Raw genomic sequence first — 18,327 nt, 5'->3', positions numbered from 1 at the left:
CATCGTCTATGGTTTCCGGGTGAAGATCGCGCTCATGGACTCGGGAATCGGACTCATCGCGGCCGCTGCCGCGGTACGGCGCCTGCGGCCCGACGCCGGGCTCGTCCTCTCCTCCGACCCCGACGGGATGCCCTGGGGGCCGCGTAGCCCGCAGGGCATCACCGAGCGGGCCCTGGCCGTCGCCGAGGCCGCCGCGGAGTACGGCCCCGACGCGCTCATCGTCGCGTGCAACACCGCCTCGGTCCACGCCCTGCCGGCGCTGCGGGCCCGTCTCGAACCCGGGATCCCCGTCATCGGCACGGTCCCCGCGATCAAGCCGGCCGCCGCCGGCACCGGACCTGTAGCCATCTGGGCCACCCCCGCCACCACCGGAAGCCCCTACCAGCGGGGACTGATCCGGGACTTCGCGGACGGGGTGGAGGTCACCGAGGTGCCCTGCCCGGGGCTCGCCGACGCCGTGCAGCACGCGGACGAGGGCGCCATCGACAGGACGATCGCTGCCGCCGCAGCGCTCACCCCGCGCGATGTAAGGGCCGTCGTCCTGGGCTGCACCCATTACGAACTCGTGGCGGAACGCATCCGCGCCGCCGTCCAGCAGCCCGGCATGCCGCCGCTCGCCCTGCACGGCAGCGCAGGGGCCGTCGCCGCGCAGGCGCTGCGCAGGATCGGCGCCGGGCCCGGCGCCGAGACCGGTGCGCAGGGCGCCCTCACCGTCCTCCTCAGCGGCCGCACCTCCGCGCTGCCGCCCGCCGCACTCGTGTACGCGGAGGGCAGGCTGCTCCAGGCCGCCGTCAGCCACGCACAGTGACCAAGTGGCCCGGACTTCGGGCGTGACCCAGGCGCACCGGGGCTTTACGCAATCACTCTCCGCAGCCCAGTGCCTTCACTGCGGAACATGAGTAGTCTCGTTTTCATGAGGCACCACTCCGGTAGTGAGCGGCGCGCGTCCGCCGCCCCCGAGGTCTGGACAGGCCGTGCACGCAATCGCGTGCAGTGGCTGGCAGCGCTGGGCGGCGCCGCGTGCCTGGCGCTCGGCATCGAGATCGCCGTGGCTGCCCAGTGGACTTCCGGGATCGTCGCGCTGGTGATGTCGGTGGTCGGCTGCATCGCCGCGGGTCTCCTGATCCTGTTCGGCACCCTTGCCTTCGTCCATGTGGCCGTGAAGGTCGACAAGGACTACCTGGAAGTGCGGTGCGGCCACATAGGAGTCCCGCGCCGCCGCATCCTGCTCGCCCATGTGGCGGGAGCCGAGTTCGAACCCAGCGTCACGCCACGGCAGTGGGGCGGCTGGGGCTACCGCTGGCGTCCCGAGCAGGGCACGGCCGTCATCGTCCGGCGTGGCGAGGGCGTCGTTCTGATCATGGTCGACGGCAGGAAGTTCACGGTGACCGTGGACAACGCCGAGGCGGCGGTGCGCGCCATTCACGCCAGGCTCAAGCCGGCCTCGATGGGCCCCGCGGTCTGACGGCACCCGCACCCTTACACACGGCCGCTCCGGACACGCACCGGGGCGGCCGTAGTGCTGTCCGGGGGCTCGTCGCCCCAGGGTCTCGCCGTCGCCACCCCCGCGAGCAGGCCCGCGCCTGCGGTGACGGTCGTGAAGCTCAAGGCGTTGCCGAGCGTCGCCATACCGGCGAGAGCGGTCAGGGCCGCGCCCGCCGTCAGGACCACCGGCGTGGAGCGCGCCGACCGCCACAGGACGTACAGGAGCCAGCAGAACACCGCGGCAAGGAGGCAGACGCCTACGAGTCCCTGTTCGGCGGCCTGCTGGAGCGGGGCGGAGTGCGGCTTGCCGTCGGGCAGCAGCGTCTCGCCGACCGTGGGGCTGAGCTCTCCGAAGCGGCCCGGGCCGCTGCCGAGGCCGGGATCGGACTCGGCCAGGCGCAGCGCGTCCTGCCACAAAAGGATCCGGTGCTGCGTGAGCTGCCCCTCCAAGGAGGCGGTGAGTCCCGAGGGCAGTACGCCCTTCAGCAGAGCCAGGGAAACTCCGGTCACCAGCCCGGTCATGACGCCGAGACCGGCGAGGCCGACGCCCCTGTGGTGCCGCATCATGGCCGAGGCGAGGGAGCACAGCAGCACGCCCGTGCACGCGGTGACACCGGCGATCGATCCGACGGCGGCGGCCGCCGCGACCGTGCCGCCGGCCAGCAGGAACAGGGCCGCGCGCACGGGCAGGCGCCGCGCCGCCCAAGCCGCGCAGCAGGCCCCGCCGGTGGAGAGCGCGAGGAGTGCGGCCGTCGCGCCGGTGCGGCCGAGCGGAGAACCCGTGTCGGGCGCGGGCACCGCGTGCGGTGATGCGAGCGCGAGCCCGAGTCCCGCGAAGGCCGCCGCACAGGGCGCCGCCATGGGCAGCAGCGCGCCGGAGATCCGGCCGCACGCGTAGCCCGCCGCGACGGCCAGCACCGCGAGCAGCACGCCCTCGGGCCTGCCCGCGCGGGCGGTCGCGGTGATCAGCGACCAGACAGCGCACGCCCCGAGCGCGACGATGCCCAACGCGTCGGCGACATTGCGCCGCTCGTACTCCGCCGACGGACCGGCCGCCGACGACATCCCCGTGGTCCCCACCACCCCGTCGCCCCCCGACTGTGACGGGCCCCGAGTGGCATGGCCGGATCCGGCCGTTCCTCGGGGACTAGGGCACACCGTAACGGCTGATGCACCGGTTTGTGCACGGGTTGCGCAGGAACGATGCTGCACGCAGTGGTCCGCGTGGCGGCCACGACCCCCGCGGACCGCCGTGTCGCCCGGCAGACGACCCGCCGTACACTCCCCGAGTGACCGCCACCGCAACCTCCGTAGACGAGCCGGAACAGCTCGATCCGCAGTCGGCGCCCGCCTCGCGCCGGGCACGCCTGCCGCGACGGATCGCTCCGGCCGCCGCCGCGGTGCTCTCCGGAGTGCTGCTGTACGCCGGCTTCCCGCCTCGTGAACTGTGGTGGCTCGCGCCCCTGGCCCTCGCGCTCTTCGGGGCGTCCGTGTACGGGCGGCGGATGCGCGCGGGGTTCGGCCTCGGCTTCCTCATGAGCCTCGGCTTCCTCGTGCCGCTCCTGTCGTGGACGGGCGTCGACGTCGGGCCGCTGCCGTGGCTGGCCCTCGCCCTCGCCGAATCGCTGGTCATGGCCCTGGCCGGTCTCGGCATCGCCTACGTCTCTCGGCTGCCGCTGTGGCCGCTGTGGGCCGCGGGCGTGTGGATCGCGGACGAGGCGCTGCGGGCACGTTTCCCGTTCGGCGGCTTCCCTTGGGGCAAGGTCGCGTTCGGTCAGCCCAGTGGCTTGTTCCTGCCGCTCGCCTCGCTGGGCGGCACCCCGCTCCTGGGATTCGCCGTCGTCCTGTGCGGCTTCGGCCTCACCGCTCTCGCGCTGCGCCTCAAGGACGTACGCGGCGTACGTGACCGGGGTGTGGCCGTCGCCGCCGCGTTCACCGTAGCGCCCGTCATCGCCGGAGCGGCCGCGGCGCCCCTCGTCTCCACCGCGGCCGAGCACGGCACCGCGCGCGTCGCCGTCATTCAGGGCAACGTGCCGCGGATGGGCCTCGACTTCAACTCCCAGCGCCGGGCCGTGCTCGACTACCACGTACGGGAGACGATGAAGCTCGCCACGAAGATCAAGGCGGGCCAGGTCAAGAAGCCCGACCTCGTGCTGTGGCCGGAGAACTCCTCCGACATCGACCCCTACGTGAACCCCGACGCGTACGCCGAGATCGACAAGGCGGCCAGGGCGGTCGGCGCGCCCGTCTCCGTCGGCGCCGTCGTCACCGCCAAGGACGGCACGCCCCGCAACCGGCAGATCCTCTGGGACCCGAAGACGGGCCCCGGCGCCGTCTACGACAAGCGGCAGCTCCAGCCCTTCGGCGAGTACATGCCGTACCGGAGCTTCTTCCGCATCTTCAGCAAGGACGTCGACCGCGCGGGCAACTTCGTGGCCGGCGAGAAGCCGGTCGTGTTCGATATGGCGGGCACCAGGATCGGGCCCGTGACCTGCTACGAGGCCGCGTTCGACTCCGTGGTACGCGACCAGGTGAAGGCGGGCGCGCAGATCCTCTCCGTGCCCAGCAACAACGCCACCTTCGACCGCAGCCAGATGACCTACCAGCAGCTCGCCATGGACCGGGTACGCGCCGTGGAGCACGGCCGCGCCGTGATGGTGCCGGTGACCAGCGGCGTCAGCGCGGTCATCAGGCCCGACGGGTCCGTCGCCCAGCACACCGGCATGTTCGTCGCCGACACCCTGGTCGCCGACGTGCCCAAGCGGACCTCGCTGACCCTCGCCACGCGCCTGGGCGGATGGCCTGAGCTCCTGCTCGTGGCCATCGGCGTGGGCGGTCTCGGCTGGGCGGTGGTGCGCTCCCGCCGGGGCGGGTCCGCCGCCGGATAGGGTCGCAGGCATGGCTACTCCAGAGTTCATCCGCAGGATCCGTGCCACCGCGGGCCACCAGCTCCTCGTGCTGCCCGGCGTGAGCGCCGTCGTCTTCGACGACGACGGCAGGGTCCTTCTCGGGCGGCGCGCCGACACCGGCAATTGGGCGGTCGTCGCCGGAATTCCGGAGCCGGGTGAGCAGCCTGCCGCGGCCGCCGTACGCGAGGTGTACGAGGAGACGGGCGTCGAGTGCGTGCCCGAGCGGGTCGTCCTGGTGAAGACCCTCAAGCCGGTGACGTACCCGAACGGCGACCAGTGCCAGTTCACGGACACGACCTTCCGCTGCCGGGCGACCGGCGGCGAGGCCCGGGTCAACGACGACGAGTCCCTCGAAGTGGGCTGGTTCGCGCTGGACTCGCTGCCGCCGCTGGGCGACTTCTGCCTGCTCCGGATCAAGCAGGCGGCCTCCGACGGGCCGACATGGTTCGAGACCATGTCCGAGCGCTGAAGTATGTGTGCTGACCACATCGGGCGGGGCGCGAGCGCTGCCTAGGGTGCGGAGCATGACCGCGCCCAACGCACCCCTCACCGCGCCGCTCGATCTCGGCGGCCGCATCGCACTCGTCACCGGCGCCGCAGGCGGCATCGGCCGCGCCTGCGCGCTGCGGCTCGCCGCGGCCGGGGCCAAGGTGAGAGCGGTCGACCGGGACCGGGAGGGCCTTGAGGCGCTGGCCGAGCAGGCCGGCGCCACCCCCGGCGGTATCGAGCCGCGCGTCCTCGACCTCACCGACCTGGACGCGGCCGAGGAGTGCGCCGCGGGCGCCGACATCCTGGTCAACAACGCGGGCATCCAACTGGTGCGCCCCATCGAGGAGTTCCCGCCGGACGTCTTCCACACCGTCCTGACGGTGATGCTGGAGGCACCCTTCCGCCTGGTCCGCGGCGCCCTGCCGCACATGTACGAGCAGGGCTGGGGCCGCATCGTGAACCTCTCCTCGGTCCACGGCCTGCGCGCCTCCGCGTTCAAGTCCGCGTACGTCGCCGCCAAGCACGGCCTCGAAGGGCTCTCCAAGACCGCCGCGCTCGAAGGCGCTCCGCACGGCGTCACCTCGAACTGCGTGAACCCCGCCTACGTCCGCACGCCGCTGGTCGAGAAGCAGATCGCCGACCAGGCCGCAGCCCACGGCATCCCCGAGGAACGGGTCCTGGCCGAAGTCCTGCTCCAGGACAGCGCGCTCAAGCGGCTCATCGAACCCGAAGAGGTCGCCGAGGCGGTCGCGTACCTGTGCAGCCCACAGGCCTCTTTCATCACCGGGACGTCGCTCGTCCTGGACGGCGGCTGGACCGCACACTGATCACCCTCGCGGGTGGCGGCGATTGTCTGATCCACTGAGTTGTCCACAGGGCTGGCGGGGCCGGCCGTACGGCGGGTAATCCTGTTGAGCATGAAGCACGATCCAGCACAGTCCCCGTCAGGCCCCGCAGGCCCTGAACGCCCCGCGTCGAGTGCCGAGGCGCCGTTCCTCGAGCTCCTCGCCCGGGGCGCGTCAGCCGACGCCTACGAACAGCCCGTGCTGGTCGCCCGCGCCGAGGGCGAACCGCAGGGGCGGATCGACGCCCTCGAACACGCCAAGGGGCTCGCCCTGCGGGTCCGCGCCGACCTCGAAGGCAGGCGCCGCCGCGAGGCGGAGCTGTCCGCGCTCTTCGAGACCGCCCACGACCTCGCCGGCCTGCGCGACCTGGGCGCCGTCCTCCAGGCCATCGTGCAGCGCGCCCGCTCCCTCCTCAGCACGGACGTCGCCTATCTGACGCTGAACGACCCGGCCAGGGGCGACACCTACATGCGGGTCACCGAGGGCTCCGTCGCCGCGCGCTTCCAGCAGCTCAGGCTCGGCATGGGCGAGGGGCTCGGCGGACTCGTCGCCCAGACCGCCCGGCCGTACGTCACCGAGGACTACGCGCAGGACATCCGCTTCAAGCACACGCGCACCATCGACACCGGAGTCCACGACGAGGGCCTCGTCGCGATCCTCGGCGTGCCGCTGATGCTCGGCCCCCATGTCATCGGCGTGCTGTTCGCCGCCGACCGGCGCGCGCGGGTCTTCGAGCGGGAGCAGATCGCGCTGCTCGGCTCCTTCGCGGCGCTCGCCGCGGCCGCCATCGACACCGCGAACCTTCTCTCGGAGACCCGGGAGGCGCTCGGTGAGCTGGAGCGCGCCAACGAGATCATCCGGGACCGCGGCGACGTCATCGAGCGCGCGTCCGACGTCCACGACCGCCTCGCCGAACTCGTCCTGAGGGGCGGCGGCGTCCACGACGTGGCGGCGGCCGTCTCCCAAGTCCTCGACGGGACCGTGGAGTTCGCCGACGTGGTCACCGCCCCCGACAAACCCCTCGACGCCTCCCGCGCCGACGGGCACGCCGTGCGGGACGGGGACGACTGGGTCGCCGCCGTCGCTGCGGGTGGTGAACTCCTCGGCGCGCTCGTCCTGCGCGGCCACCCGGGGCTCGACCCCGTCGACCAGCGCACCCTGGAGCGGGCCGCGATGGTCACCTCGCTCCTGCTGCTCGCCCGGCGCTCCGCCTCCGAGGCCGAACAGCGTGTACGGGGCGAGCTGTTGGACGACCTGCTCGACGCGCGGGACCGGGATCCGCGGCTGCTGCGGGAGCGGGCCGCGCGGCTGCACGCCGACCTGGACGCCACCCATGTGGTCCTGGCCGCGCGACTGGAGACCCCGGGCGCCGACGCCGAACAGGAGGCCGCCGCCCGGCGCCGCCTGTGGTCCGCCGCGTCCCATCTCGCCGCCACCCGGCACGGGCTCGCCGCCGCGCGTGACGGGGGTACGGTCCTGCTGCTTCCCCTGAGAACGGGGGACCGGGCCTCCGACCTCGCCCGCCGCACCGCCAAGCACCTCTCCGCCGCGGTCCACGAGCAGGTCACCGTCGGCGCGTCGGCGCCCGTGGAGGACCTGACCACCCGCACCGACACCGTCGCCGCCGCGTACGCGGAGGGGCAGCGCTGCCTGGACGCCCTGCGCCTGCTCGGCAGAGACGGCGAGGGCGCCGCCGCGGAGGACTTCGGCTTCCTCGGCCTGCTGCTCGCGGAGAGCCGGGACATCTCAGGGTTCGTCGAACGCACCATGGGCGAGGTCGTGACGTACGACCAGCGCAGGGGGACCGACCTCGTGCGCACGCTCGACGCCTACTTCGCCTCGGGCATGAGTCCCGCCCGCACCAAGGACGCGCTGCATGTGCACGTGAACACGGTGGCACAGCGCCTGGAACGAATAGGGCGCCTGCTCGGCCCGGACTGGCAGTCGCCCGCGCGTGCCCTTGAGATCCAACTCGCTTTGCGGCTGCACCGGTTGGCCGGGGCGGTATCGGGCTGACGCCGGGGCGTGGTGAGCTGGGTGCTGCGTGGCGTGCGGCGTGCCTCGCATGACGGCGAGGCCCCCGTACGCGGGGGTGCGTACGGGGGCCGGGGGAGCGGTGGCCGGGTCAGGCGGGGCGGGCGTCCGCCGTGCGGGCCGCGGCCGCCTGCTCGCCAGCGGCGCTGTCCTCCTCGATGTGGGCCAGATCGCGGTGCCGGGTCTCCTTCGCGACGCCCACGGCGATGAGCGTCAGGACGGCGGCGGCGATCACGTACAGGGCGATCGGGGTGGAGTTGCCGTAGTCGGCGAGGAGCGCCGTGGCGATGAGCGGCGCGGGTGCTCCCGCGGCGACCGAGGCGAACTGCGCGCCGATGGAAGCACCCGAGTAGCGCATCCGCGTCGCGAACATCTCGGAGAAGAAGGCCGCCTGCGGCGCGTACATCGCCCCGTGCAGTACGAGGCCCACGGTCACGGCGAGGATCAGGTTCCCGAAGCCGCCGGTGTCGATGAGCGAGAAGAACGGGAACATCCACAGGCCCACGCCCGCGGCCCCGAGCAGGTACACGGGCCTGCGCCCGACCCGGTCGGAGAGCGCGCCCCAGGCCGGGATGACCGCGAAGTGCACGGCGGACGCGATGAGTACGGCGTTCAGCGCGGTCTGCCTGGAGACGCCGGCCGATGTGGTGGCGTACACGAGTATGAAGGCGGTGATGACGTAGTAGCTGATGTTCTCGGCCATGCGGGCGCCGATGGCGACGAGGACGTCACGCCAGTGGTGGCGCAGCACGGCGACGAGCGGCGTCTTCTCGCTCGCGCCGCCCTGCGCGGCCTTGCGCGCCTCGGCCCGGGCCAGCGCCTCCTTGAAGACAGGTGACTCATCGACAGAGAGACGTATCCACAGGCCGACCATGACGAGGACACCGGACAGCAGGAACGGGATGCGCCAGCCCCAGGAGGTGAAGGCGGAGTCGGAGATGAGCGCGGTCAGCAGGGAGAGCACGCCGGTGGCGAGGAGCTGTCCCGCGGGCGCTCCGGTCTGCGGCCAGGAGGCCCAGAAGCCGCGCCGCTCGGCGTCCCCGTGCTCGGAGACCAGGAGCACGGCGCCGCCCCACTCGCCGCCCAGCGCGAAGCCCTGGACCAGTCGCAGCACGGTGAGCAGTACCGGAGCAGCCATGCCGACCGTGTCGTACGTGGGCAGGACGCCGATGGCGAATGTCGCCCCGCCCATCATGAGCAGGCTCAGGACCAGCAGTTTCTTGCGGCCCAGCTTGTCGCCGAAGTGCCCGAAGACGAGCGCGCCGATCGGCCGCGCGGCGAACCCGACGGCGTAGGTCAGGAACGAGAGGAGCGTGCCGACGAGCGGCTCGGAGTTGGGGAAGAAGAGCTTGTTGAAGACCAGCGCGGCGGCGGAGCCGTAGAGGAAGAAGTCGTACCACTCGATCGTGGTGCCGATGAGGCTCGCGGCGACGATCCGACGGAGGCTCGCGGGCGGTGGGGGAGCGGTTGCTGCGGAGGCCATGTGGACCACTTCCAGGCGTTGGGCGGGGACGGGTACGTGTCGGCACAAGGTAGAAAGACGCAGGTCAACGGCACATGTGGTGGGGCACCATAGTTTTGGGCGGTGCTATGCGGGGAGCCACCATGAGGAGACGGTGAGCAGCGTCAAGTTCATCGCGTGTCGGCGTGTCGCGACAGCGTGACGGCTGTGGGGCCCCGTAGTCACTGGGCCAGGCGGATCAGACTGTCCGTCAGTGATCGGGGTCAGTGGATCGGACCCGTCGTCAGGGAGCGCGGCGGGCGCGGATCAGACTCTTCGTCAGCGATCGGGTGTGGTCGCACCGGGCTGGGCGTCAAGGACCTGGACGGGCGGATCGGACCCATCGTCAGCGAGACGGGTGGGTCGGGCTGGTGCGTTCGAGGGGCCGGGTACGCGCAGTCGTGTCGGGGCCGATCGGGTTGTGTCATAAACGGTCCGCAAGCCGGAAGTCAGGTAAATCCCGTGGCGAAATGCCTGGTCAGGATTGTGGCTCGCCCGCCCGGTTGAGCCATTTGGGGGCCGAGTGGGCGATAACCCGACTATCGGCCAGGCGGGCGGTTCGAGTGGTGAGCGGGCCGCCTGTGGTCAACGGTTAACACGTCGGGGCCGGGTAATTCGAGCTGACAAAGTGTCAGTGGCCTGGCCGCGGCGGAAGGACTTCGACGATGCGTTCTGCTCGCATGCTCCTCGCTACCGCGACAGCCACGGCTGCACTCGCCATGGCTGCTCCCGGTGCGTACGCAGTCGCCGCAGGCGACTGGGACAACGATGACTCTTCCTACAGCACAGAGCACGACAAGGACAGCAATCGCGGCGACGACCACGGCTCGGGTAAGGACGAGCGCGGCTCGGGTAGGGACGAGCGCGGCTCGGGTAGGGACGAGCGCGGCTCGGGTAGGGACGAGCGCGGCTCGGGTAGGGACGAGCGCGGCTCGGGCAAGAACGAGCGCGACGACTACGGCTCTGACCACGGCAAGCCGAGTGGTGGCATCCACACCGGCGGTGGCGCCCTCACCGTGTTGAAGGGTGACGACTGGAGCAAGGACGAGAACAAGAAGGGCGACTCGGACGAGCACGGGGAGGAGCGCGGCTCCGGCAAGGGCGACCACGGCTCGGGTAGGGACGAGCGCGGCTCGGGTAGGGACGAGCGCGGCTCGGGTAGGGACGAGCGCGGCTCGGGTAGGGACGAGCGCGGCTCGGGCAAGAACGAGCGCGACGACTACGGCTCTGACCACGGCAAGCCGAGTGGTGGCATCCACACCGGCGGTGGCGCCCTCACCGTGTTGAAGGGTGACGACTGGAGCAAGGACGAGAACAAGAAGGGCGACTCGGACGAGCACGGCTACCAGGGCGACTCGGACGAGAATGGCTATCAGGGCGACTCGGACGAGCACGGCTACCAAGGCGGCAAGGAGCGCGGCGACGGGGGCGGCAAGGAGCGTGGCGACGACCGTGGCGGCAACTACGGCTCGGACCACGACGGGGGCAAGGGCTCGAGGGGCTCCGACTCCGGGCGGGACAAGCCCAGCGGTGGCATGCACACCGGTGGCGGCGGGCTCGCCACGTCGCCGGGTGTCACGGCAGGCGGGATTGCGGTCCTCGGGGTCGCCGCGGCCGGCGCGTTCGCGATGCGCCGTAGGCGCGCGTCCGACAGCGCGTCCTGACCGGTGCCCGTCATAGCGGCCGGGGCCGCCGCGTCAACACGTCGCGGCGGCCCGGCTGGCTTTCTTTTTTTGCCCAGTTCTCTCTTGAAGCTCCCGACTATGTGCACGGTTCCGGACGGCTTGCGCTGTTGCCGGACTCTTTTGCTGCTTGCGATCTTCTTGCGCTGTTCCAGATCTGCTCGTCCCAGTGAGGTGGTGCCAGATGGCAGCCCGGTTGCCTTCCCCCAATCAGACCGAGTCCGCGCCGCCCGAGCGCCGCTCCCGCCGCGGCCCGTGGATCGTGTGGTCCGTCGGAATCGTCGTCCTGCTGGTGAGCCTGTTCGGCGGTCAAGAAGAGACGTCCGACATCTCCGATTCCTCCGGCGCTTCGCGTCCCGCGGTGGCGCTCGCGCCATCCTCGGAGCCGGCTCCGCTCGTTCCGTCGGCTCCGCCCGCAGCGCCCACGGAGCCCGCAGCGCCCACCGAGTCCGCAGCGCCCGCAGAGACCGCGGCGCCCGTCGGAAAGCATCTGCCGTGGGCGAATCCCACGCGGCTGCTCATTCCGAAGATCGGCGTGGACGCCCCCTTCACCCGCCTCGCCATCGGCCCCACGGGCCAGCTCCAGCCCCCGCCCGCCGCCAACACGAACCTGGTCGGCTGGCAGGCCGACGGCGTGTCCCCGGGCGAGATCGGCACCTCGATCATCGCCGGGCATGTCGACACGAAGACGTCCGCCGCGGTGTTCGCCCGGCTCAGGGCCCTGAAGAAGGGGGACCGCTTCAGCGTCGAGAGGGACGACTTGCGCACGGCCTCTTTCGTGGTCGACAGCGTCGAGGAGTTCGCGAAGGACAACTTCCCCGACGAGCGCGTGTACGGGGACACGCCCCAGGCGCAGGTCCGGCTGATCACCTGCGCCGGGGCATACGACCACGGCAAGAAGGACTACACCGACAACCTGGTGGTCTTCGCCCATCTTGTCTGAGGCCGTTGGGAGTTGTCAGTCCCGGTCCAGGACTCCCACGACAGCGTCCCGCAGTTCCTTCCCAGGATCCGCCGACGGCCCTTCGGACCGCCACGCGACGAACCCGTCAGGGCGGACGAGGACCGCACCTCCCGGGGCGACGCCATGGGCCTCGGCCCAGTCCACGTCGCCCACGGGGGTCAGCTCCGCGTCGGGCCCACTGCCGATGCGGTACGAGTCGAGCGGGACGGCCAGCCGCTGTGCGATGTCCGTCCCCGCGGTGTGCCACGCGCTGTCTCCGGAGCTCAGGAGCACCAGCGACCTCTCGTACAGGTCGAGGCTGGAGATCCGGGTGCCGGCGCGGTGCAGCCACATGTGGGGCGCGCGGCTTCCGGGTTCGCCCGTCAGCCGCATTCCCTCGGGTACGACCGGCGTCGCCGGGTCGACGCCGAGGACCGCGCCGCGCGGATAGCGGTAGCCCAGCGCCACATTGAGGATGCCTCCCTTCTTGCCGCCGGGACCGCCGGGACCGCCGGGACCGCCAGGACCGCCAGGACGACCAGGGCCGCCGGGACCACCGACGCCGCCGGCGCCGCCGGCTTCCGGGCCAGGGGTGTATCCCGGGTGGCTGTGCTCGACCGATCGCGACGAGGCGCGGGCGCTCGTCGCCTCCGCGACCGGCCGGCGCTCCAGGTCATAGGACTCCAGGAGACCGGGACCTGCCCAGCCGCCCAGCACGGCGGCCAGCTTCCAGGCGAGGTTGTGCGCGTCCTGGATACCGGTGTTGGACCCGAACGCCCCGGTGGGGGACATCTCGTGGGCCGAGTCGCCGGCGAGGAACACCCGCCCGTCCGAGTACCGTTCGGCGACCCGCTCGGCGGCGTGCCAGGCGGCCCTGCCGGTGATCTGCACGTCGAGGTCCGGGACTCCGGTGGCACGCCTGATGTGTTCCGTGCACCGCTCGTCGGTGAACTCCTCGAGCGTCTCCCCGTTCTCGGGGTGCCAGGGAGCGTGGAACACCCAGTGCTCACGGTTGTCGACCGGCAGGAGCGCGCCGTCGGCCTCGGGGTTCGTGAGGTAGCACACGATGAAGCGCCGGTCGCCGACGAAGTCCGCGAGGCCGCGCGAGGTGAACGTGACGCTCACGTTGTGGAACAGGTCGCCCGGACCGCTCTGCCCGATGGCGAGCCGCTCGCGGATGGGGCTGCGCGGCCCGTCCGCCGCGACGAGGTACTTCGCCCGGACGGTGGTGTGCTCGCCCGTGTCGCGGTTCTTGAGCTGTGCGGTCACGCCCTCGGCGTCCTGCTCGAACGACATCAGTTCCGTGTGGAACCGCAGGTCCCCGCCCAGCTCCCGCGCGCTCTGCAGGAGTACGGGTTCGAGGTCGTTCTGGCTGCACAGGCACCATCCGGCGGGGCTGAAGCGGGCGAGCCCGCCACCGGGGTCGATCTCCTTGAACAGCCACTCGCCGGCGTCACCCACCAGGGTCGGCGTCTGCAGGATGCCGTGGTTGTCGGCCAGGACCGACGCGGCGTCCTCGATGCGCTGCTGGACTCCGGCGACCCGGAACAGCTCCATGGTCCGCACGTTGTTGCCGCGCCCGCGTGGATGGATCGATGTGCCCGAGTGGCGCTCCACGAGCATGTGCGGGACGCCGAGTCGCCCCAGGAACAGCGAGGTCGACAGGCCCACCAGGGAGCCGCCGACTATGAGCACCGGCACGTCCTGCGTGCCCTCCGGGGCCTCTTGCGATCGGTTCATATTTGCCTCCAGCCGTAGCGGCGACCTGGGTCAGTGGTTGGGATCACAGTCCATGCCTCCCCGTGCCGCTTCGCCCCCCGGAGCACCCGGACGGGTGTTCCGCTCACCCGTACGGCGCTTGGGGATCGCGCCCGCCGGGGGGCCGAACAACGATCGGCTCATGCGACCCCGGCATTTCGGACGCGGTGGTCGTTCCTGAGCTTTTGCGAAGAAGAGGAGAGGTGTGCCGTATGACCCCGATCTCAGGACGTATATCGCAATCGGCCTTCGACGGATCCAAGCTGCGAGTGATCCTTCTGCTCGATCTGTACGAGGGAGCCCAGCAGCAGTTCCTGGACGCGTACGAGCACATGCGCAATCAGGTCGCGTCCGTGCCCGGTCACCTCAGTGACCAGCTCTGCCAGTCGATCGAGAACCCCTCGCAGTGGCTCATCACCAGCGAGTGGGAGAGCGCCCCGCCCTTCCTCGCGTGGGTGAACAGCGAGGAGCACGTCGAGACCGTCAAGCCGATGCACAGCTGCGTCAAGGACACCCGGTCGATGCGCTACAGCATCCTCCGGGAGACCAGCCCCGCCGACCCGGTTCCGCCGGCGCCGGCGGCGGCGAACGCGGTGGCGGCCCGGGTGGGCGACGGCGCGGCACGCCACGCCCTCACCTTCACCGTCAAGCCGGGCTCCGAGTCGAAGGTCGCGGAGATCCTGGCCGGCTACCAGTCGCCTCAGGCCCAGGTCGACGGCACCACGCGCCTGCGCCGCACCTCGATCTTCATGCACGGCAACCGCGTCGTGCGGGCCGTGGAGGTCGAGGGCGACCTCCTCGCCGCTCTGCGCCACGTCGCCCTTCAGCCCGAGGTGCAGACGGTCGAGGAAGCCATCAACCCCTACCTCGAACAGCACCGGGACCTGACCGACCCCGGAGATGCCCGCGTGTTCTTCACCCGGGCCGCGCTCCCGGCCGTCCACCACGTCGTGGCTGACGTTCCGGTACCGACCGACCTGCGGCGTCACGCCCTGTACTACCCGGCCAAGAAGGGCCGCGGGATGGACCTGGCCCGGCTGCTCGCCGAGCAGGACGCGGCCGCGGCGGACGCCCCGGGCAACCCGGTGTACGGCAGCACCGTCTTCCAGCGCGACGACATCGTGGTGCGTCTCATCGACATCACGGGTGAGCTCGACGCCGACCCCGTCGCCTCCCTCGGCCTCAACGGCGCGAAGAAGTGCGCGGAGCTCGAGAAGCTCCTCGACGGCGCCGCCATCGGCGTCGAGGGCTCCCTGCAGACGGAGCGCAACATCAACCGGCTTCTGTCGCACGCCGACATGATGCCCATCACCGACCGCAGCTCGGCGGGTTCCTGACGGACAACCGCGGGGTGTCCGTGGGCAAGGGCCCCGGACGCCACCGCCGCACCCGGAGGTATCAACCATGATCAAGAATCCACGCATCGTGGACCTGAGCGATACGGAGCCCAACCGCCGGAGAGGAGGTGATCTGCGGGCCATGCTCACGCCCGCGACGGTCGGCTCCACCAGTGGCTTCATGGGCCTGGCCCTTGTCCAGCCCGGCGAGCGCATCGGCGAGCACTACCACCCGTACTCGGAGGAGTTCGTCTACGTCGTCAACGGCGCCCTCGAGGTGGACCTGGACGGCGAGACGTATGAACTCCGCCCGGATCAGGGTCTGTTGATCCCGATCAACATGCGCCATCGCTTCCGCAACGTCGGCGACGTGGAGGCCCGTATGGTCTTCCACCTCGGCCCGCTCGCCCCGCGTCCCAGCCTCGGCCACGTCGACACGGAGGCGACCGAGGGCGCCGGATCCGGACCCGGGTTCATCACCGGTGGCCCCGACCTGTCCGCGCCGCACCACGGACAGTCGTCCGAGCGTAGTGGGGCCATAACGTGACCCGGCGGGTGGCTGTCACCGGTGTCGGTGTAGTCGCCCCGGGTGGCATCGGGGCGAGCGCGTTCTGGGACCTTCTCGCCAACGGCCGTACCGCGACCCGCGGCATCACGCTCTTCGACCCGGTGGGCCTGCGCTCACGCATCGCCGCCGAATGCGACCTGGACCCGCTCGCACACGGGCTCGACCCGGAGCTGGTCGAACACGCAGACCGGTACATTCAGTTCGCCGTCATCGCCGCCGGCGAAGCCGTCAAGGACTCCGGAATCGACGCCGGGGTCGAGGACCCCTGGCGCATCGGAGTCTCGCTCGGCAGCGCCATCGGCGGCACCACCCGCCTGGAGCACGACTACGTGCGGGTCAGCCAGGGCGGGAAGCGGTGGGACGTGGACCACCGCGCGGCCGAACCGAAACTCCACATGGCGTTCTCGCCGAGCACACTCGCCTCGGTCGTCGCCGAACAGTTCGGTGCCCAGGGCCCGGTGCAGACGGTATCCACCGGCTGCACCTCCGGGCTCGACGCGGTCGGCTACGCCTTCCACACCATCGAGGAAGGCCGCGCCGACATCTGCATCGCCGGGGCGTCGGACTCGCCGATCTCCCCGATCACGATGGCGTGCTTCGACGCCATCAAGGCGACGTCGCCCAACAACGACGATCCCGAGCACGCCTCCCGCCCCTTCGACGCCGAGCGCAATGGCTTCGTGATGGGCGAGGGCGCCGCGGTGCTCGTCCTGGAGGACTACGAGCACGCCCGTGCGCGAGGTGCGCACATCTACTGCGAGCTCAGCGGCTACGCCACCTACGGCAACGCCTACCACATGACCGGTCTCACCAGCGAAGGCCTGGAGATGGCCCGGGCGATCGACACCGCGCTCGGCCAGGCCCGCCTCGACCCCTCGCTGGTCGACTACGTCAACGCCCACGGTTCGGGCACCAGACAGAACGACCGGCACGAGACGGCCGCGGTCAAGGTGTCCCTGGGAGCTCACGCCTACGAGACACCCATGAGTTCCATCAAATCCATGGTGGGCCACTCCTTGGGCGCGATCGGCGCGATAGAGGTGGTCGCCTGCGTCCTTGCCATGAAGCACCAGGTGGTGCCGCCCACGGCGAACTACGAGACCCCCGACCCCGAGTGCGACCTGGACTACGTACCGCGCACCGCACGTCCGCGAAAGCTGCGGAACGTGCTCTCCGTCGGCAGCGGATTCGGCGGATTCCAGTCCGCGGTGCTCCTGACTGAGGCAGGTGGGAGGACACGATGAGAACGGAACGCGCCCGCGGCGCGGCCATCACCGGGATCGGTGTGATCGCGCCCAACGGACTGCACGCCGAGGCGTACTGGAAATCCGTCCGGGAGGGCCTCGGCGTCCTGGACCGGATCACCCGCGAAGGATGCGAGAACCTGCCGCTCCGCGTCGGGGGTGAGGTCCGCGGCTTTGATCCCGCGGACCTCATCGAGGAGCGGTTCCTCGTCCAGACGGACCGGTTCACCCACTTCGGTATGGCCGCCGCGGCGCTCGCCCTCGACGACGCGGGCCTCGGCCGCGGTGACCCCGCGGAGCCGTACTCCATCGGCGTGGTCACCGCGGCCGGTTCCGGCGGCGGCGAGTTCGGGCAGCGGGAGCTCCAGAAGCTGTGGGGTCAGGGCTCCAAGTTCGTGGGCCCCTACCAGTCCATCGCCTGGTTCTACGCGGCCAGCACCGGACAGATCTCGATCTGGAGCGGCTTCAAGGGGCCGTGCGGAGTGGTCGCGAGCGACGAGGCGGGCGGCCTGGACGCCATCGCGCACGCGGCCCGCAGCGTACGGCGCGGCACCGGCGCCATGGTGGTCGGATCCGCCGAGGCACCTCTCGCCCCGTACTCGATGGTGTGCCAGCTCGGCTACCCCGAGCTCAGCACCGCCGAGGACCCCGACCGGGCCTACCTGCCCTTCACCTCGGGAGCCCGCGGATTCGCGCCCGCCGAGGGCGGCGCGATGCTCGTCGTCGAGGACGAGACCCGTGCCCGCGAGCGGGGGGCGGACATCCGGGCCGTGGTGGCCGGCCACTCGGCCACCTTCACCGGCGCCTCCCAGTGGGAGGAGTCCCGCGAGGGGCTCGCCCGCGCGATCAAGGGCGCCCTCGACGAGGCGGGCTGCGCCCCCGAGGAGATCGACGTCGTCTTCGCCGACGCCATGGGCGTCCCTGCGGCGGACCGCGCCGAGGCGCTGGCCATCGCCGACGTCCTGGGTGCACACGGCAGGCGTATACCCGTCACGGCACCCAAGACCGGTACGGGACGGGCCTACTGCGCGGCGCCCGTCCTGGACGTCGCGTCCGCCGTCTTCGCCATGGAGAACGGCCTCGTACCCCCCACCCCCAACGTGTTCGACATCTGCCACGACCTCGACCTGGTGATGTCTCGCGCTCGCCCCGCCGAGCTGCGCACGGCCCTGGTCCTCAGCAGGGGACTCATGGGCTCCAACGCGGCGCTGGTAGTGCGCCGCGGTGGCGACTCCGCCCGGTAACGACCGGGCGGGAAGGAGAACACCCGCATGATCACCGCAGAACTGACCTTCGACGAACTGGCCCGCCTGATGAAGAAGGCGGCCGGAGTCACCGTGGACCCGCATCAGCTCAAGCAGTCACCGGACTCCCCGTTCGACTCCGTCGGCCTCGACTCGCTCGGCCTGCTCGGCATCGTGGGCGAGCTCGAGAACCGGTCCGGCCAGCCGCTTCCCCCGGACTCGGAGCGCTGCAAGACGCCCCGCGAGTTCCTCGACCTCGTCAACAGCACCCTCAAAGCTGGAGCCTGA

The 18,327-nt window shown here is 71.3% G+C and carries 16 protein-coding genes; 13 read left to right on the top strand and 3 right to left on the bottom strand.

The genetic code is table 11. The annotated features are described in order from the left end of the window. The first annotated feature begins 19 nt into the window (after nt 1-19). Together ACY0PA_RS06935 and ACY0PA_RS06930 are read left to right on the top strand one after the other, a co-directional pair. Nucleotides 20-808 (top strand): glutamate racemase, encoded by a 789-nt coding sequence (locus ACY0PA_RS06935; protein WP_473083830.1) that lies wholly within the window; start codon nt 20-22, stop codon nt 806-808. A gap of 105 nt (nt 809-913) precedes the next feature. Next, nucleotides 914-1,465 (top strand): hypothetical protein, encoded by a 552-nt coding sequence (locus ACY0PA_RS06930; protein WP_473083829.1) that lies wholly within the window; start codon nt 914-916, stop codon nt 1,463-1,465. A 14-nt stretch (nt 1,466-1,479) separates the two neighbouring features. On the opposite strand, the gene ACY0PA_RS06925 is transcribed toward ACY0PA_RS06930, so the two are convergent. After that, nucleotides 1,480-2,550 carry an O-antigen ligase family protein gene (locus ACY0PA_RS06925; RefSeq protein WP_473086257.1) on the bottom strand — a complete coding sequence of 357 codons (1,071 nt, stop codon included), beginning with the start codon at nt 2,548-2,550 and terminating at the stop codon, nt 1,480-1,482. A 224-nt stretch (nt 2,551-2,774) separates the two neighbouring features. On the opposite strand from ACY0PA_RS06925, the gene lnt reads away from it, so the two are divergent. From lnt to ACY0PA_RS06905, 4 genes are all read left to right on the top strand, one after another. Then, nucleotides 2,775-4,373, top strand: coding sequence for an apolipoprotein N-acyltransferase (lnt, locus tag ACY0PA_RS06920; protein ID WP_473083828.1), 1,599 nt, complete (start codon nt 2,775-2,777; stop codon nt 4,371-4,373). 10 nt (nt 4,374-4,383) lie between these two features. Then, the gene (locus ACY0PA_RS06915) at nt 4,384-4,863 is read left to right on the top strand and encodes an NUDIX hydrolase (RefSeq protein WP_473083827.1); all 480 of its coding nucleotides are present in this window, start codon (nt 4,384-4,386) and stop codon (nt 4,861-4,863) included. A 55-nt stretch (nt 4,864-4,918) separates the two neighbouring features. Beyond that, nucleotides 4,919-5,710, top strand: a complete 792-nt coding sequence (locus tag ACY0PA_RS06910; protein ID WP_473083826.1) for a 3-hydroxybutyrate dehydrogenase — start codon at nt 4,919-4,921, stop codon at nt 5,708-5,710. Between the two features lie 90 nt (nt 5,711-5,800). Further along, nucleotides 5,801-7,744 carry a helix-turn-helix domain-containing protein gene (locus ACY0PA_RS06905; protein ID WP_473083825.1) on the top strand — a complete coding sequence of 648 codons (1,944 nt, stop codon included), beginning with the start codon at nt 5,801-5,803 and terminating at the stop codon, nt 7,742-7,744. A 109-nt stretch (nt 7,745-7,853) separates the two neighbouring features. Here ACY0PA_RS06905 and ACY0PA_RS06900 read toward each other — a convergent pair whose 3' ends face one another. Further along, entirely contained in the window at nt 7,854-9,245 is a 1,392-nt protein-coding gene (locus ACY0PA_RS06900) for an MFS transporter (RefSeq protein WP_473083824.1), read from the bottom strand. A 683-nt stretch (nt 9,246-9,928) separates the two neighbouring features. On the opposite strand from ACY0PA_RS06900, the gene ACY0PA_RS06895 reads away from it, so the two are divergent. Next, nucleotides 9,929-10,927, top strand: coding sequence for a hypothetical protein (locus ACY0PA_RS06895; RefSeq protein ID WP_473083823.1), 999 nt, complete (start codon nt 9,929-9,931; stop codon nt 10,925-10,927). Between the two features lie 202 nt (nt 10,928-11,129). Next, nucleotides 11,130-11,888, top strand: coding sequence for a class F sortase (locus ACY0PA_RS06890; RefSeq protein ID WP_473083822.1), 759 nt, complete (start codon nt 11,130-11,132; stop codon nt 11,886-11,888). 15 nt (nt 11,889-11,903) lie between these two features. Here ACY0PA_RS06890 and ACY0PA_RS06885 read toward each other — a convergent pair whose 3' ends face one another. Next, nucleotides 11,904-13,640 (bottom strand): FAD-dependent oxidoreductase, encoded by a 1,737-nt coding sequence (locus ACY0PA_RS06885; RefSeq protein ID WP_473086256.1) that lies wholly within the window; start codon nt 13,638-13,640, stop codon nt 11,904-11,906. A gap of 218 nt (nt 13,641-13,858) precedes the next feature. Between ACY0PA_RS06885 and ACY0PA_RS06880 the strand changes: the two genes are divergently transcribed. The 5 genes from ACY0PA_RS06880 (at nt 13,859) to ACY0PA_RS06860 (ending at nt 18,327) form a co-directional block, all read left to right on the top strand. Then, nucleotides 13,859-14,983 carry a SchA/CurD-like domain-containing protein gene (locus tag ACY0PA_RS06880; RefSeq protein WP_473083821.1) on the top strand — a complete coding sequence of 375 codons (1,125 nt, stop codon included), beginning with the start codon at nt 13,859-13,861 and terminating at the stop codon, nt 14,981-14,983. A 67-nt stretch (nt 14,984-15,050) separates the two neighbouring features. Continuing rightward, nucleotides 15,051-15,530: a cupin domain-containing protein gene (locus ACY0PA_RS06875; protein ID WP_473083820.1), complete on the top strand. Its 480-nt coding sequence runs from the start codon at nt 15,051-15,053 to the stop codon at nt 15,528-15,530. After that, on the top strand, nt 15,527-16,795 hold the full coding sequence (locus ACY0PA_RS06870; RefSeq protein ID WP_473083819.1) for a beta-ketoacyl-[acyl-carrier-protein] synthase family protein: 1,269 nt from the start codon (nt 15,527-15,529) through the stop codon (nt 16,793-16,795). The genes ACY0PA_RS06875 and ACY0PA_RS06870 overlap by 4 nt, the downstream gene beginning before the upstream one ends. Beyond that, nucleotides 16,792-18,039 carry a ketosynthase chain-length factor gene (locus ACY0PA_RS06865; protein ID WP_473083818.1) on the top strand — a complete coding sequence of 416 codons (1,248 nt, stop codon included), beginning with the start codon at nt 16,792-16,794 and terminating at the stop codon, nt 18,037-18,039. Before ACY0PA_RS06870 ends, ACY0PA_RS06865 begins: the two co-directional genes overlap by 4 nt. 27 nt (nt 18,040-18,066) lie before the next feature. Then, a complete protein-coding gene (locus tag ACY0PA_RS06860) occupies nt 18,067-18,327 on the top strand; it encodes an acyl carrier protein (RefSeq protein ID WP_329577059.1) in 261 nt (86 codons plus the stop codon).

This window comes from Streptomyces sp. DS1-CR2 (assembly GCF_055760475.1).
Note: the sequence above shows the minus strand (reverse complement) of the source record. Positions and strands in the feature narration are given on the sequence as shown.

What these genes read in the sequence shown, in the direction of transcription:
- ACY0PA_RS06875 (WP_473083820.1), top strand. Translation starts at nt 15,051, where the DNA reads ATGATCAAGAATCCACGCATCGTGGACCTGAGCGATACGGAGCCCAAC.
- ACY0PA_RS06925 (WP_473086257.1), bottom strand. Translation starts at nt 2,550, where the DNA reads ATGTCGTCGGCGGCCGGTCCGTCGGCGGAGTACGAGCGGCGCAATGTC.
- ACY0PA_RS06910 (WP_473083826.1), top strand. Translation starts at nt 4,919, where the DNA reads ATGACCGCGCCCAACGCACCCCTCACCGCGCCGCTCGATCTCGGCGGC.
- ACY0PA_RS06905 (WP_473083825.1), top strand. Translation starts at nt 5,801, where the DNA reads ATGAAGCACGATCCAGCACAGTCCCCGTCAGGCCCCGCAGGCCCTGAA.
- ACY0PA_RS06900 (WP_473083824.1), bottom strand. Translation starts at nt 9,245, where the DNA reads ATGGCCTCCGCAGCAACCGCTCCCCCACCGCCCGCGAGCCTCCGTCGG.
- ACY0PA_RS06915 (WP_473083827.1), top strand. Translation starts at nt 4,384, where the DNA reads ATGGCTACTCCAGAGTTCATCCGCAGGATCCGTGCCACCGCGGGCCAC.
- ACY0PA_RS06930 (WP_473083829.1), top strand. Translation starts at nt 914, where the DNA reads ATGAGGCACCACTCCGGTAGTGAGCGGCGCGCGTCCGCCGCCCCCGAG.
- ACY0PA_RS06860 (WP_329577059.1), top strand. Translation starts at nt 18,067, where the DNA reads ATGATCACCGCAGAACTGACCTTCGACGAACTGGCCCGCCTGATGAAG.
- ACY0PA_RS06895 (WP_473083823.1), top strand. Translation starts at nt 9,929, where the DNA reads ATGCGTTCTGCTCGCATGCTCCTCGCTACCGCGACAGCCACGGCTGCA.
- ACY0PA_RS06865 (WP_473083818.1), top strand. Translation starts at nt 16,792, where the DNA reads ATGAGAACGGAACGCGCCCGCGGCGCGGCCATCACCGGGATCGGTGTG.
- ACY0PA_RS06890 (WP_473083822.1), top strand. Translation starts at nt 11,130, where the DNA reads ATGGCAGCCCGGTTGCCTTCCCCCAATCAGACCGAGTCCGCGCCGCCC.
- ACY0PA_RS06880 (WP_473083821.1), top strand. Translation starts at nt 13,859, where the DNA reads ATGACCCCGATCTCAGGACGTATATCGCAATCGGCCTTCGACGGATCC.